Annotated in this window: 12 protein-coding genes; 5 read left to right on the plus strand and 7 right to left on the minus strand. The window is 49.9% G+C overall.

Annotated elements, in window-relative coordinates; all coding sequences use genetic code 11:
- Window positions 1–23: 23 nt before the first annotated feature.
- Window positions 24–2921, minus strand: coding sequence for a tetratricopeptide repeat protein (locus tag ACNQKP_RS03750; RefSeq protein ID WP_417862926.1), 2898 nt, complete (start codon window positions 2919–2921; stop codon window positions 24–26).
- Between the two features lie 260 nt (window positions 2922–3181).
- Between ACNQKP_RS03750 and ACNQKP_RS03755 the strand changes: the two genes are divergently transcribed.
- The 3 genes from ACNQKP_RS03755 to ACNQKP_RS03765 all read left to right on the plus strand — a co-directional run bounded on the left by ACNQKP_RS03755 (window position 3182) and on the right by ACNQKP_RS03765 (window position 5553).
- Entirely contained in the window at window positions 3182–3580 is a 399-nt protein-coding gene (locus ACNQKP_RS03755; RefSeq protein WP_011162695.1) for a hypothetical protein, read from the plus strand.
- A 142-nt stretch (window positions 3581–3722) separates the two neighbouring features.
- Window positions 3723–4625 (plus strand): polysaccharide deacetylase family protein, encoded by a 903-nt coding sequence (locus ACNQKP_RS03760; RefSeq protein WP_417862928.1) that lies wholly within the window; start codon window positions 3723–3725, stop codon window positions 4623–4625.
- Between the two features lie 133 nt (window positions 4626–4758).
- Window positions 4759–5553 carry a trypsin-like serine peptidase gene (locus ACNQKP_RS03765; RefSeq protein WP_417862929.1) on the plus strand — a complete coding sequence of 265 codons (795 nt, stop codon included), beginning with the start codon at window positions 4759–4761 and terminating at the stop codon, window positions 5551–5553.
- Between the two features lie 43 nt (window positions 5554–5596).
- Here the strand turns inward: ACNQKP_RS03765 and murA are convergent, their stop codons facing one another.
- The 4 genes from murA to ACNQKP_RS03785 all read right to left on the minus strand — a co-directional run bounded on the left by murA (window position 5597) and on the right by ACNQKP_RS03785 (window position 9194).
- Window positions 5597–6850 (minus strand): UDP-N-acetylglucosamine 1-carboxyvinyltransferase, encoded by a 1254-nt coding sequence (murA, locus tag ACNQKP_RS03770; RefSeq protein WP_417862931.1) that lies wholly within the window; start codon window positions 6848–6850, stop codon window positions 5597–5599.
- Window positions 6843–7724: a peptide chain release factor N(5)-glutamine methyltransferase gene (prmC, locus tag ACNQKP_RS03775; protein ID WP_417862933.1), complete on the minus strand. Its 882-nt coding sequence runs from the start codon at window positions 7722–7724 to the stop codon at window positions 6843–6845. Before prmC ends, murA begins: the two co-directional genes overlap by 8 nt.
- A 3-nt stretch (window positions 7725–7727) precedes the next feature.
- Entirely contained in the window at window positions 7728–8801 is a 1074-nt protein-coding gene (gene prfA, locus ACNQKP_RS03780; protein ID WP_417862935.1) for a peptide chain release factor 1, read from the minus strand.
- A 147-nt stretch (window positions 8802–8948) separates the two neighbouring features.
- Window positions 8949–9194, minus strand: coding sequence for a type B 50S ribosomal protein L31 (locus tag ACNQKP_RS03785; RefSeq protein ID WP_011162689.1), 246 nt, complete (start codon window positions 9192–9194; stop codon window positions 8949–8951).
- Between the two features lie 334 nt (window positions 9195–9528).
- Between ACNQKP_RS03785 and ACNQKP_RS03790 the strand changes: the two genes are divergently transcribed.
- Window positions 9529–9972, plus strand: a complete 444-nt coding sequence (locus tag ACNQKP_RS03790) for a hypothetical protein (protein ID WP_417862937.1) — start codon at window positions 9529–9531, stop codon at window positions 9970–9972.
- A gap of 71 nt (window positions 9973–10043) precedes the next feature.
- On the opposite strand, the gene rho is transcribed toward ACNQKP_RS03790, so the two are convergent.
- Entirely contained in the window at window positions 10044–11789 is a 1746-nt protein-coding gene (gene rho / locus ACNQKP_RS03795) for a transcription termination factor Rho (RefSeq protein ID WP_417862939.1), read from the minus strand.
- 392 nt (window positions 11790–12181) lie between these two features.
- Here rho and ACNQKP_RS03800 point away from each other — a divergent pair, with 392 nt between their 5' ends.
- Window positions 12182–12550 carry a PilZ domain-containing protein gene (locus ACNQKP_RS03800; RefSeq protein WP_011162686.1) on the plus strand — a complete coding sequence of 123 codons (369 nt, stop codon included), beginning with the start codon at window positions 12182–12184 and terminating at the stop codon, window positions 12548–12550.
- Window positions 12551–12617: 67 nt separating this feature from the next.
- On the opposite strand, the gene ACNQKP_RS03805 is transcribed toward ACNQKP_RS03800, so the two are convergent.
- Window positions 12618–13988, minus strand: coding sequence for an LPXTG cell wall anchor domain-containing protein (locus tag ACNQKP_RS03805; protein ID WP_417862941.1), 1371 nt, complete (start codon window positions 13986–13988; stop codon window positions 12618–12620).
- Window positions 13989–14016 lie beyond the last annotated feature (28 nt).

Consider the following 14016-nt stretch of genomic DNA (forward strand, 5'->3'; position numbering starts at 1 on the left):
TAAATTCCTTCCGTTGTCCGTCCCTAGTTGCCCAGTCTCATGATTTTCGCTTCTATTTCAGCACGATCCAAAGCATTTGGCGAGAGGCCAAGATATTTATTGTAGGCCTGCGCCGCAGAGCGGGTGTCGCCCTTCATTTCGTAAATGGCCCCTTGCTCCCGGTAGATTTCCGCATATCCGCTTTCGCGGGCCGATGCCAGAGCCAGCATGTCTTCAGCCACATCCAGGGATCCCGACTGGCGGTAACACTGGGCGGACTTCACGTAAATATCCGCCCCTTGCGGACGAAGCTTCATGGCGGTTGAGTACTCTGCCGCACATTCGGCATACTGCCGGCGGGCGGTGAACACTTCCGCTGCCAGAATATAGGAATCAGCCACGTTCGGATTCAGCTTCTTCTCGGACTTGGAGGCTTCCAAAGCCGTCGCAAAATCCCCCGACGCAAATGCCGCCTTACCAATATAATAGTGCGTGCGCGGGTAGTTGGCGTTCAGACGCTGCACCCTTTTAAACTGCTGGATGGCTTCTTCAAAGCGGCTGGTTTCCAGATACAATTTTCCGGCCTGGAACAAAGCCTCCCCATCCGTGGGATCCAAAACCGCAGCGCTTAAGAACGCCTTCAGGGCTTTGTCGTTTAATCCCAGAGCCTTTTCACTTTCACCCAAGCCCAGCCACGCTTTCTTGTTGCGCGGATCGGCCTCGGCGACTTTTTCATAGATGTCTTTGGCCTGACTGTAGCGATCTTCGGATTTATATACTTCCGCCAAAGCGATTCGGTAATCCAGAGTGTACGAGAACCGTTTGATCAGCTCGTTCAAGTAAGTGATTCCGGAATCCACCCCGTTGGTTTGCGCCAGCATCTTGGCGTAAGTGATCTGAGCTTCCGGATTGGTCGCATCAATTTCCACCGCCTTGGTGGCATAGCGGATCGCATCTTTCGAGGCGTTGTCTTTACGCTCAATTTCCTTTTTGTTGATCGGCATGATGGAGCGAGCCAGAAGGCCATTGGCTTTAGCCAGCAAGATATAAGTATCAATATCCCCATCGTAAGCTTTCGCCGCACGCAGGGCATAGTTCACGGTGCCAGGCATGTTGTTCTTACGGAACTCCAGTTGCGCCAGTCCACGCAAAACTTCATAGTTGTTGGGCGCAATTCTCATCGCATTGGTTAGAATTTGCAAAGCCCCGATAAAATCAAAACGCTGGGACATATAATCAGCCTGAAGCACGTAAGCAGACACCAGTTTTGGTTCAGCTTTAATGGCTTTATTCAGCCACTCGATCGCTTCAAAGCTTTGATTCAGTTGCCACAAAGCTTTGGCCGCCTTCATCGCAGCCGTTCCGTTCTTGGGATCCGCCTCAAAAGCCGCTTTGAATTCGGCTTGGGCCGCCAGGAAATCCCCTTGGCGCACGTACTGATCACCCAAATAAAGCAATTCGTTGTTACGGCCTTTTTCGCCCTTCACCTTGTCAGTACCACCCAGGCGAATCACCAACTGGCGAAGTTCGCCGTTATTGGGATTTAATCCGAAGGCTCTTTGCGCGACTTCCAGGGCTTTCTTTTTCTCGCCACGCAGGACAAAGATTTCAGCCAAAGCGCCGTAACCTTCCGCCTCGATCAAAGCGGGAATGCGACCCTTGGATTCCAATCCGGAGTTCAGGAATGCATAAGCGGTGTCGGATTTTTTAAAGCCGTTGTATTCCACGATGCCGGCAAAGACTTTGGCTTCTTTGTGTTTGGGATTCTTTGTCAGAACATTTCTTAGAATCCCGGCGGCCGTGGTGAAGTCACCTTGATGATAAAGCGCTTCCGCCAAAGAAACCTGCGGATGCAGCCACTTTTCCCAAAGCTGCGCGGCTTTTTCATAGTAAGGCACGGCATTCACATAGTCTTTTTCACCCGCCAAAAGCTCGGCCTTGAAATCGTAAAGCACTGGCAACAACGAGAACGGCTCAGAGCCTTCCAAGGTCGCCTCGATCGTGCCCTTGGCTTCTTTGTAGCGGCCCGCAGTCATCAACTTCACGGATTCACACACTTGTCCAAACGGGCTGATCACATTCAAAGCCCGCGTGGCCTGGGTGACACCAGCAATGGTTTTAATATCCTGGGCATCCTGAACGGCATGGGGCCACAGTTCGAAGTAAACGACACACAAAAGTGCGCGCACTTCGATGTTCATCGGAGCGCCTTCAACGATGCTGACCAGTTTGTTTTGGGCGGCCACGTAGGATTCAAACGTGTCTTGCTCCATTGCAAACAGCGCTTCGTTCAGCTTTTCTTTGATCTGCTGATCTGAAAGGGTGGCCGTGGATTTACCAGGCGCTAAGAGATGAATTTTGGATCCATCCGCAGGACCGGTGTCCCACAGCAGCCAAACCCCCAGAACAATCACCACGGCCAGAATCAAAGCGGGGATTTTCAGGGACTTGGCGATCTCGCCTTTTTCCATGTTTTTGATGTTGGAAAGTTCAATCACGGAGTCAGACTTGGAATCACCCGAGCTGACCGAAGCAATCTTCTGTGCGGGTGGAACATAGGCCGGCGTATCCAGCACATCGATTTGCTGCAACAGCGGCTTTTGCGGCTGAACGTTAGCAAAACTTTCCGGAGAAGGGGTGCTGCCCGTGTTCGTGTTGTTGCGCGGAGCTTTCGGCGCCTGCACGATCACGGTTTCAGCTTCCATCTTCTGGGCTTTTTTCGGATCGACATCAACGACGCCTTCCAAAGCTTCCAGAAGTTTGTCGTAGAAACCCGGCTCTTTGGAAATCAGAGTCCACTGGCCATCAGGAAGTTTAGAAATCATCTCCTGACCGGAAAAGACACCCTCACCAATCATTTTAAGAATGGCTTCGGTGGAGTAAGGTCCTTTGACCTGACCCTTTCTAGTTTTAACAACCCAAGTGACCTGAATGCGTGACATAGACACCTGATTATACAAAGGTTTTTTGACAAAAGTTACGACCCTCATGGGGGCGTCTCAAGGTCTGTGCTTTAGTCAAGGAAGCTGGTTCCAGAATAGAACCTAAAACCCATTATGGAATTACCCCTGGTTCCGATTTGAGTGCTTAAGTCGAGCCTGGCCGACCTCAAATCGAATTAAACGCACTTTCAGGACTGTCTCATATTGGCACAGGGTTTGCTTTATAGGACATCGTTAGTTCGTGAATTGGGGAGTAAGTAGTGATTCGTAACGCTTTGATTGCAGCATATATCTTGGTAGTACTGGCGATTTCCGCGGTGGCGCGTGCTGGTGTTTTGCCAAACAATGCAATGGGCGAAGAAGTCGGTGTTTCCGATCTTCAAAACTACAACTTCAAAACTCACACAGGTGAAATCGTGGCTTTGGCTGACGGCTCTCTCGTTTTGGCGATGGCTGACCAGCAAACATTCTTCCTTTTGAAGTCACAAATCGACCTGACTCCTTACATTGGTTTTAAAGTTATGATGAGCGGTATTGAACTTGAACATCAACTTGCTCCCAATTTTGAGCTGGAAACTGTGGACCCCCTCCCTGGTTTCGGCTTTGGGAACAAAACGGTCGTCTTCTTTGTGTTTGGTATCAGCGAGGTTACTCAGTAATCTCAATCATGAGTCTCAGCCCCATCCCCTCCGCGGGCTGAGACTGTTTTTTTTCTCTTAAAAGGCCTGCGGATCCCCCTCCTTGCAGGCCTTTTTCTTTTTTAAAATTCAAAAATTCGAAATTAAATGCCATGGTTGATTAATGAAATCATTCCTCACTGTATTTATGTCCCTGATCGTTTCCAGTTTCGCCCACTCGGCCGAAGTCAGCATCACCATGGACGACTTCAATGTGCATGAAGAAACCCGCCTTCCTGCCGACAAAAGAAATGAAGCCATCTTGGGCGCCCTGGAAAAGCACAGAATCAAAGCCGCCTTGTTTGTGACGTGCAAGCACCTGAAATCCCCGCAAGATGAAAAGCTTCTGGCCGAATGGTCCCGCCAGGGCCATCTGATCGGGAACCACACGGTGAATCACAAGCGCTTCGATGCCAAGGTCAGCGTTACTGACGAGATCGCCGAAATCCAGCAGTGCGAGGAGCAGCTGAAAACCCAGAAGAGCTTTGAAAAGATCTTCCGCTTTCCCATGCTGGCGGAAGGGGACACTGCTGAAAAACGCGATGCCGTTCGTGAATGGATGAAAAAGAACTCCTATCGCAATGGCCATGTGACCATCGATGCTTCCGACTGGTATGTGGACCGTCGCCTGCGCGACAAGCTTGCAGCAGATCCCAGCTTTGATCTTACCAAGTTCCGTGATTTTTATCTGCAGCACATGTGGGACCGGGCGCAGTACTACAATGACCTTTCCAAAAAGGTTCTGGGCCGCGAAGTGAAACACACTTTGCTGGTTCACTATAATCTTTTAAATGCCCTTTTCCTGGATGATCTGATTGCGATGTTTAAAAAACGCGGATGGAAAGTCATCGACGCCCAAAAATCTTTCAAGGATCCGGTCTTCACAAAGCTTCCCAATAGCATGCCTTCAGGACAAAGCCTGATCTGGGCACTGGCCAAAGAAAGCGGAAAGCACGAATCTGAACTTCGCTATCCCGGCGAAAATGACACTTACGAAAAAGAAAAAATGGATGCTCTTGGTTTGTAGATTCACTTTTTGTTTCTGCTAAATTTTGGAACGCATGTGTTTACGCAGCCAATGGTTGCAGTGAATATCTTTCTTTTGATTTGTTGCTGGTTGTCCCATTAGATCTTTCAAAATTTTCCAGAAAGGTCTTTCAATGAAGTTCGTTGTTTCTCTTTTGCTTGCTTCTGTCTTCTCGTCTTTGGCTCACGCTGAAATCTGCGGTGGAACTGATGATCGCGCTCTTTCTTTCGACAGCAAAGTCGGCCGCCTGGTTAAAGACGGTGCCACCCAAGGCTGCACAGTCACTCTTGTCAGCGACAACTGTGTCGTGACCGTGGGGGCATGTGCTTTGGATCGTGACTATGTTGAATTCAACGTACCGGTGTCCGTTGCAGGTGTCGCGCAGAAGTCTTCCCTGGAAGACCGCTACTATGTAGAAAAAGGCACGGAACGCCACAAAGAGGACGGCATAGGACATCAGTGGGCTGTGCTAAGACTGAAACCCAACGAAGTCACTGGCAAAAATGCAGGAGCTGTTCAGGGCTTCTATCGTATGGCGACAAAGAAATCCCAGAACAATGATCCCATCCGTGTTGTCAGCTATGGCTACGCATTGAATGATCTATATGACATCAAACGCGGCGATATGCCGGCGAATTCCAATCCGGACCAAATGCACTTTGCACAACAAGTGTCCCATGGAAAGCTGGTGAAGGCTGGCATCTTCCTGATTCCAGAAATCATCGAACACGATGCCGATACTTCGTATGGCAGCTGGGGTGCACCGGTGATCAATGAAAAGACCAATGAACTTGTCGGGATCAACACTCACGGCGGTTGCCGCGCACAATACGTGGTGAAGGCGGGGGCTCGCTATACAAACTCCGGAACTTCCATCACCGGATCTTCGGCGTTCAGCAAAGCCATCAAGGCTTGTGTTGGAAAATAGTTCGCAGAAATAAAAAAGGCTCCGTGAAGGAGCCTTTTCTTTGTTATTCAATTCTGCGGATCTTCGCACCCAGGGATGAAAGCTTGTCTTCAAGCTTTTCGTATCCACGATCCAGGTGATAGATGCGGCTGACAACGGTTTCACCCGAAGCCACCAGGCCCGCCAGAACCAAGGAAGCACTGGCACGCAAGTCCGTTGCCATCACCGGCGCACCGGTCAACTGACCAGGGCTGCCACGGATAACGGCCACGCGGGTTTTCGGAGTGATATCAGCACCCAGACGGCAAAGCTCAGTCACGTGCATGAAACGGTTTTCAAAAACGGTTTCAGTGATAACACTGGTCCCGTGAGCCACCGTCATCAACGCCATGAACTGCGCCTGAAGATCTGTCGGGAACAAGGGGTGAGGGGCCGTCGTGATATCCACCGCCTCCCACTGATCACAAGGGAAGACCGTCATGGTGTCTTTGGTCGTTTCAATCTTGAAACCCGCTTCGCGCATTTTCAGGATCAATGCTTCCAAGTGAGCCGGCACACATTTGGTCACCGTCACTTGGCCTTTGGTGATCGCACCGGCAATCAGCAAAGTTCCTGCTTCAATACGATCCGGCATGATGGAGTGTTTTGCAGGCGTCAGTTTTGCCACGCCTTCAATACGAATCACGCTGGTGCCGTGACCGGTGATCTTGGCGCCCATCTTGTTCAGATATTCGGCCAGATCCACGATCTCGGGTTCTTTGGCAGCGTTTTCCAGAACCGTGATTCCTTCGGCAAGTGTTGCTGCCATCATCACGTTCTCGGTTCCACCCACGGTCACAGTTTCAAACAGGAACGTTCCACCTTTTAGTTTCGGGGAACCTGCGTGAACGTAACCTTCTTTTTGTGTGATTGTAGCGCCCAAAGCTCTGAAACCGTCCAAATGCAAATCAATCGGACGGCTTCCGATAGCACAACCCCCCGGCTGGGACACAACGGCTTCACCGTATTTTGCCAGCATCGGGCCCATGCACAGGAAGCTTGCGCGCATCTTGCGAACCAGGTCGTAAGACGCTTCGAAAGAAGAAGGTTTGTTCACCGTGACGTGAAACTCTTCACCCACCCACTTCGTTTCACAGCCCAGGCTGTTCAGAAGTTCAGAAGTGGATTCGATATCCTTCAGTTTCGGCATATTTGTGAAGACGTGGTTGCCTTCAGCAAGAAGAGTCGAAAACAAAATTGGCAGAGCAGCGTTCTTTGCACCGCTCGTAGCGACAGTACCTTTTAGTGGGCCATTGCCCATGACGACCATTTTATCCATGTGTTTCTCCGCGGATGACTCTATCATGCCCAGAAAGATCTTTGATGACACTGATTTCGTTAAATATTTTTAAGCTTTCATAGGCCTGCTTCATCGCCGGCCCCTGACTCATTCCCATTTCCATCAACATCAAGCCGGGTGTCTTCAGGTAGGGGGCGAAAGCTTTGGACCATCCCTTTAGTAGGGCCAGGCCACTGTCTTCGGCATACAAAGCCGAGTTGGGTTCAAACTTCTTAACGTTTTCTTCCACCTGTGGGTCGTCCGAAGCAATGTACGGAGGATTGGAGACCAGCACATCAATACTGCTTTGACCGGTAAAGTCCTTGTAAGCCGACATGATAGCTTCCACATTACCCGCATCCAAGTTCAGGAACTGAACCCGATCGGCCACCTCAAGAGCTTGCGCATTTCGTTGAGCAACCTCAATGGCCCCCGGAAGCAGGTCCACAGCGATCAGCTTGGCATTCGGATATTCCTTCAGCAGACTCAGTCCAATGCACCCCGAACCACATCCCAGGTCAACAAGACCCAAGGAAGCTTCTTTGTCCGAAGCCCACGCCAGAACGTCTTCCACAATGTGTTCAGTTTCCGGGCGCGGAATCAGCACCTGATTATTCACCTCGAAACGGTGATTGAAGAAATCACGATACCCCAATATGTACGCCACCGGCTCGCCCGAAGCACGACGGCGGACCAGTTCACGCAGAACGGCCAGCTCTTCATCCTTCATCGGCTGATCAAAGCGCAAATAAAGCTGAATGCGTTCCAGCTTCAGCCCGTGGGCCAAAAGCAGTTCCGCATCCAAACGTGGAGTATCGATTTTTTTGTCTTTGAAGAAAGCTGTGGTTTTATCGAGTATTTCTTTGAGTTTCATTCTTTAAGCAGAGGTTTGTTTTTTAAGTGCCTCTGCTTGGAAGTTAGCAACGAGTGGGTCGATCAGCAACTCAAATGAACCACTCATGACCTGATCCAGCTGGTGGATCGTCAAACCGATACGGTGATCGGTAATACGGGTCTGAGGGAAGTTGTAAGTGCGGATGCGCTCAGAGCGATCCCCCGTACCAATCTGCTCCAGGCGGACATCGGAAGCCTCTTTACGGGCCTTTTCGTCCTCGATCTGCTGCAGTTTTGCGTAAAGGATCTGGAAAGCACGCTCACGGTTCGTGGACTGTGATTTACCTTCCTGACATTTTACGTCGATACCTGTCGGCAAATGCACGACACGAACCGCTGATTCAGTTCTATTCACCGACTGACCGCCAGAGCCCTGAGAACGCATGGTCTCAATTCTCACGTCAGACATCGGGATCTTGATTTCAGAAACTTCAACCTCCGGGATCACCGCCACGGTCACCGTGGACGTATGGATACGGCCCGCGGCTTCCGTTTTAGGAACACGCTGAACGCGGTGAACACCGGATTCAAACTTCATTTTACTGAAGACAGAGTCACCCGTGATGCTGGCAATGATCTCTTTGGCGCCGCCGGCATTGCCTTCAGAGAAAGAGATCATTTCCACCTTCCACCCTTGAGTGGAGGCATAGTGAACGTAACCACGGAACAATTCATCAGCAAACAAAGCCGCCTCGTCCCCGCCGGCACCGGCACGAATCTCAAGAATGGTATTCTTGTCGTCGTTCGGATCTTTGGGGATCAATGCGATTTTAAGCTGTTGTTCAAGATCAGGCAGCTCAGCCTCAAGCTCTTTCACCTCTTCACGAATCAGTTCACGCATTTCTGCATCCTGTTCCGCGGTCAGAAGCTCTTTGCTGGCTTTCAGATTTTCAGTTTTTTTGCGATAGTCGCGATAAACCAGAACGATCTTTTCCAGATTGCCCAGTTCTTTCATCAAAGCACGGTATTGCGTCTGATTAGAGGCAATGTCGGGTCTTTGAAGAGCCATATTGACTTCTTCGTAACGAGATTCGACTGCATCTAACTTCGAGAACATGGCTGAGGCTCCTGGTACTAACGGATCGATTGATAGGTCTGATACATCATGCTGATCGGGATTGGGACCATCGCTGAAAACGAAAATGCGGTTCGAAGATTGAACCGCATTTCATACAAGAACGTCCTCCGAACGGAGGTCTGAAATTTACTTCTTGCCGTAACGTTTTTTGAAACGATCGATACGACCTTCAGTATCCATCACACGTTGCTTACCAGTGAAGAACGGGTGAGATGCAGAAGAGATCTCAACTTTGATTAGTGGATATTCTTTACCATCTTCCCATTTAACAGTTTCGGAAGAGTGCAGAGTAGATGTTCCCAAGAAACTGAAGTCGCAAGAGATATCTTTAAATACAACAGTATTTACTTTTGGGTGTAGGTTTTGTTTCATGACCTGATTCCTTCTAAATAATTTAACCTATGGGTCTTAAGCTGTAAGGATGTAACATACTGACTACCCCGTGTCGAGCATAAATCGCTGCTTTTTTTAGCAACAGACACCCCATTCAGAAGCCCGACTAGTTCGCACAAACATTCGTGATTACATATATTTAAGTAGTATCCAGGGCGGGCGGCGATTGCTTTCCGGTGTTCTTGCGCCCCCCAGGAAAACCAGACCTCCCCAAAGCTGACAGCCCCTTGTATTTTGCCTTCGCCCCTGACGGATTCTTGAGAGCCACCCCCAGCGCACCTACCCTTGAGCCACTATAACAAGGAGGATTTCCATGAAGTTTCTGATCCCTTTTGCGGCCGTTTTAACCCTGTCTCATGTGGCTTCGGCTGAAAGCATCTACTGCACCTTCACTGAACCTTTTATTTCTGTGTCCTATAGTTCCGACACCAACAAAGTGAAAGTGTCCACTTCGGATCAGGGTTCGGTTGAACTGACCGGCAAAGTGACTTTTGATAAAGGCGGCCTGATTCATATCACCTCTGAAGGCCTGAACCACAAGCTGACAGTAAATACGACTAAAGAGGGCTCCGACGGAATGTCCGACTTCGTCTATCCGTTTGAAGGTGTGATCAACACCGATCAAATCTACGGCGGTTGCGAAACCGATACTTTGAAAAAAACCGAACCCACGCCAGAGCCTGAGCCACAACCAGAACCCCAGCCGCAGCCTCAACCGCAGCCCGAGCCTCAACCCCAACCCCAACCCAATCCATAAATAAAAAAGGGAGTCTCATCGACTCCCTTTTTCATAACTTCAAATTTACAATCTCCAGCGCGAAGCAAAGCTTAGCCCGGTCCGGACATCGCTTTCAGGAAGTCGTTGTTTGTTTTTGTACCTTCAACTTTATCGATCAGGAATTCCATCGCGTCGATAACGTTCATTGGTGCCAAAACTTTTCTCAGGATCCACAGACGGTTCAAGTCTGCTTTATCAACCAACAGGTCCTCTTTACGAGTGCCGGATTTGTTGATGTCCATGCAAGGGAAGATACGTTTTTCCATCAGCTTGCGATCCAAGTGGATCTCGGCATTACCAGTACCTTTAAACTCCTCGAAGATAACCTCGTCCATACGGGAACCCGTATCGATCAAAGCCGTCGCGATGATAGTCAAAGATCCGCCTTCTTCAATGTTACGAGCCGCACCGAAGAAACGTTTTGGTTTGTGAAGGGCGTTGGAGTCCACACCACCAGACAGAATTTTACCGGATGGAGGAACAACGGTGTTATAGGCACGCGCCAGACGAGTGATGGAATCCAGCAGGATTACAACGTCATGTTTGTGTTCAACCAAACGTTTTGCTTTTTCGATAACCATCTCGGCAACCTGAACGTGACGAGTTGGTGGCTCATCGAACGTGGACGAAACAACTTCACCTTTTACGGTACGTTGCATGTCGGTCACCTCTTCCGGACGTTCATCGATCAGAAGAACGATCAATTTCACTTCCGGATGATTGTGTGTGATCGCATTGGCAATTTGCTGCATCAGAACGGTTTTACCTGTTCTTGGCGGCGCAACAATCAAGGCACGCTGACCTTTACCCAACGGTGCCATCAGGTCCACAACACGCGTGGTGTATTCACCAGGGCTGTGTTCCAGCTTCAGGCGTTCATTCGGATAAAGCGGCGTCAAGTTGTCGAACAGGATCTTGTCTTTGCCTTTTTCAGTGGTCTCGAAGTTCAGAGAATCCACTTTCAACAATGCAAAGTAACGCTCGCCATCTTTCGGCGGGCGAACTGTGCCCGTCACGGTGTCACCGGTTCTTAGGCCGAAACGACGGATCTGGGACGGAGATACATAGATATCATCCGGACCTGGAAGATAGTTGTAATCCGGAGAACGCAAGAATCCGTAACCGTCCGGAAGGATTTCCAGAACGCCAGAACCATAAATGTCCTGACCCAGCTTCGCGGCACGTTTCAGAATTTCGAAGATCATGTCCTGACGGCGAAGACCGGCAGCGTTTTCGATTTTCAGTTTGTTCGCAAGCTCTGTCAGCTGCGTGATGTTTTTTGATTTCAAGTCCTTGGAGGACAACCAGCTCTTTTCCTCATCAGTCAAAGAGATGTCCGCCAAATCCACGTCCTGAACCTGGGCCGGCATCGCTGAGTGAGCATCGTCACCCATTGGCTGGGCTTCATCGCGGCCACGGTCATGACGGAAGTCGCGGCGCTGATTATTGCCACGATCACCACGGTGACCACCACGATCATTTCTGTCGCCACGGTCGTTACGGTCGCCGCGGTCATTGCGATCGCCACGATCACGGTTGTCGCGATTGTGCGGGCGGAATTCACGGCGTTGTTGGTTTTGCTGTTGAGGTCTGTCTTGGCGGGCTTCCGGAGCAGCGGCAGGAGCTGCTGAAACAGGGGCATTTTCGGAAGGTGCTGGGGCCGCAGGGGCGGCTTCGGCGGCCGGAGCTGGGGAAGCTTCAGCAGCGGGGGCGGAGGTATCTTCAGATGTACTCTTCGCAGTGCGAGTACGTTTTTTTGCCACCTCAACGCCTTGTTGATCTTTAGGTTCAGACAAACAAATTCTCCTTGTAGGATTTAATCAGAAAAAAGAGCGATATATATATAGGAAGCTGATCCGATTGGATTCATGCTTATTCGTTATGACCTCACTGTCCTTGAGCCGCCCCCTGCTTGTCAATAGCAAAACTCTGGCGGCTCCCAGGCCCCCTTGCCTGTCCCAGCTTGAAACGGGGTCGAGGAAACAGAAGATTGTTCATAATGTTCGAGGGTTTAACACTTTTCTTGTTTTCTAAAAATGAAGCTATTTCAGGTGTTTAAATATGAGCCTAAGTAAGTCCAGTTTTCAGAATTTTAATCCGAAAAGTTAAAAATCACCCGGACCCCCTATTAATTTTTGGTAAGTAATACCGAAAGGATAGTATCCAATTTAAGCACAAGGAGTCTGACGTGGAGGACACATATACAGTTCCGGCACCAAGAACCCCTCTTAACCTCGAGGTGTCTTTTAAGCGCAATTACGCGCGCGAAGAGACCAAAGGCACGCTTAAGAATATCAGCATCACGGGAGCCTTTTTAGAGTTTGAGGGCGGAGAAGTTCGCGCCAATGAGAAACTAAACCTGGTCATTATCGTGGCCGGTCGTGAGCGCAAGATCGCCGCTCATGTGATCTGGACCAATTCCGTTGGGGTCGGTGTGAAGTTCATGCCGGTGAACAATCGCGACGTTCAGATCGTTGATGACCTGATCTATTTCGTGGAGAACTCCCGAAACGATCGCCGGTCAGTGATGGACACGATCTTTAAAAAAGTCGGATAAGATCCGCAAAAACAAAAAGAGCGAGTGAAAACTCGCTCTTTTCTTTTTTGGAGAACCCGGGAACTGATTATGTTCCTACGTGGGTATTGTCCATCGCCTGTTGTTCAAGCTCTTTCTGTTTTCTTTTCTTTCTCATCACAATCAGCACTGCCAAACCTGCCGCTGCCAGACCAACAACTGCCAAAGCCATTGTCGTGTCATTGTCCATGCCAGTCGGTGCTTCTTCAGCCACTTGCGGAGCTGGAGGGTTGATGGCTTCCACTGGTGGTGGTGGAGGTGGCGCCATGTCCTGAGCCATGTCCGGTGGCGGAGGAGGCGGAGCCATATCACCCGCTTGTTCCATTGGCGGAGGCGGGATGTCCATTTGAGCCTGTTGAGCCATTGGATCTTCCGGCATTGGTGGAGCCGGGATCTCTTCTGCAGGAGCCTGTGGCATGTTGCCAGCAACTTCCTGGTGCGGTTGTTCCATCGCTGGTTGCGCCGGAGCAGCAGCCACTGCGCCGCCTCTCCAGTAACGAAGCTCAGTGCCTTCAGCAATGTTGCCTTTGGAATCTACAGAGTTGGAAGACCAAACTTCCTTCCAGGCATTGTCATAACCCAGAAGGTTTTTGGAAACCGTTCTGATATTGTCACCGGATTTAGCCACGTAAGTCTCTGGCGCAATACCATTGTCTTCGTAGTAGGTGATCATGCGTGCAGAATCATCCGGACGGTTTGGAGAGCTGTAATAAACCTTGTCTCCAGCGCGAACGTCGCGGGAATTGAATGTCGGATTTCCTTTTTTCAGTTCCTTGCGCTTGTCAGCGCCATAGATCATCTGGCTGATACCTTTTAGAGTGTCACCCGGGCGAGCGAAGTAAACTGTATTAAACCAAGTACCGCCGGCTTTCCAAGGAGTCGTTGCAACCTTTTGCAAAGGTGCGCTGGCTTTTTTCGGAGCTTCAGAAGAGGAGTCTACCACGGTCGTTGAAGATTCAGTAACGGTAGAGCTTTCAAAAACAGAGTTGGAGGAAGTGTCAGTTGTGGTCGTTGTTTCAGCCACTGAAGTTGTTGGAGCTGGAACATCCGCCGCTGGAGCTTCTGCAAACGGATCTGCTGGCAATGTTTCGGTGGTTGTTGCGACGTCGGTCTGTTCTGTCGTCGCCTGATCATCACCTAGAGTCGTTTCAGCAGTTGTTGTGGTTGTTTCAGTGGTCGTGGTTGTTTCGCCCAGAGCATCTTCTGGAAGTTGGTCGCTGGCCAAAGAGTCGTCACCAGCAATTTCAAGGGCGTCATCACCTTCTAGTTTTTCAAGGTCTGCGGAATCGAAGTCGGAAGCAACTTCAGCGTCTGCTTGGCTATCTTTAGACGTACAGCTTGTTACTTGGAATGCCAGACCTAGGCACGCTAGTAAGATAACGAGTTTTTTCATCATGTATTCATCCTTGATTGATGCCACGAAACATACTGTTTCAGTTAAGCGTTAT

Origin of the sequence: Bdellovibrio bacteriovorus (assembly GCF_048286975.1) — a bacterium.
Classification (GTDB): Bacteria; Bdellovibrionota; Bdellovibrionia; order Bdellovibrionales; family Bdellovibrionaceae; genus Bdellovibrio; species Bdellovibrio bacteriovorus_H.

Bases quoted from the DNA above. Each gene is read 5' to 3' on its own strand.
- ACNQKP_RS03750 (WP_417862926.1), bottom strand. From the start codon at position 2,921: ATGTCACGCATTCAGGTCACTTGGGTTGTTAAAACTAGAAAGGGTCAG.
- ACNQKP_RS03790 (WP_417862937.1), top strand. From the start codon at position 9,529: ATGAAGTTTCTGATCCCTTTTGCGGCCGTTTTAACCCTGTCTCATGTG.
- ACNQKP_RS03785 (WP_011162689.1), bottom strand. From the start codon at position 9,194: ATGAAACAAAACCTACACCCAAAAGTAAATACTGTTGTATTTAAAGAT.
- murA (WP_417862931.1), bottom strand. From the start codon at position 6,850: ATGGATAAAATGGTCGTCATGGGCAATGGCCCACTAAAAGGTACTGTC.
- ACNQKP_RS03760 (WP_417862928.1), top strand. From the start codon at position 3,723: ATGAAATCATTCCTCACTGTATTTATGTCCCTGATCGTTTCCAGTTTC.
- prfA (WP_417862935.1), bottom strand. From the start codon at position 8,801: ATGTTCTCGAAGTTAGATGCAGTCGAATCTCGTTACGAAGAAGTCAAT.
- prmC (WP_417862933.1), bottom strand. From the start codon at position 7,724: ATGAAACTCAAAGAAATACTCGATAAAACCACAGCTTTCTTCAAAGAC.
- ACNQKP_RS03765 (WP_417862929.1), top strand. From the start codon at position 4,759: ATGAAGTTCGTTGTTTCTCTTTTGCTTGCTTCTGTCTTCTCGTCTTTG.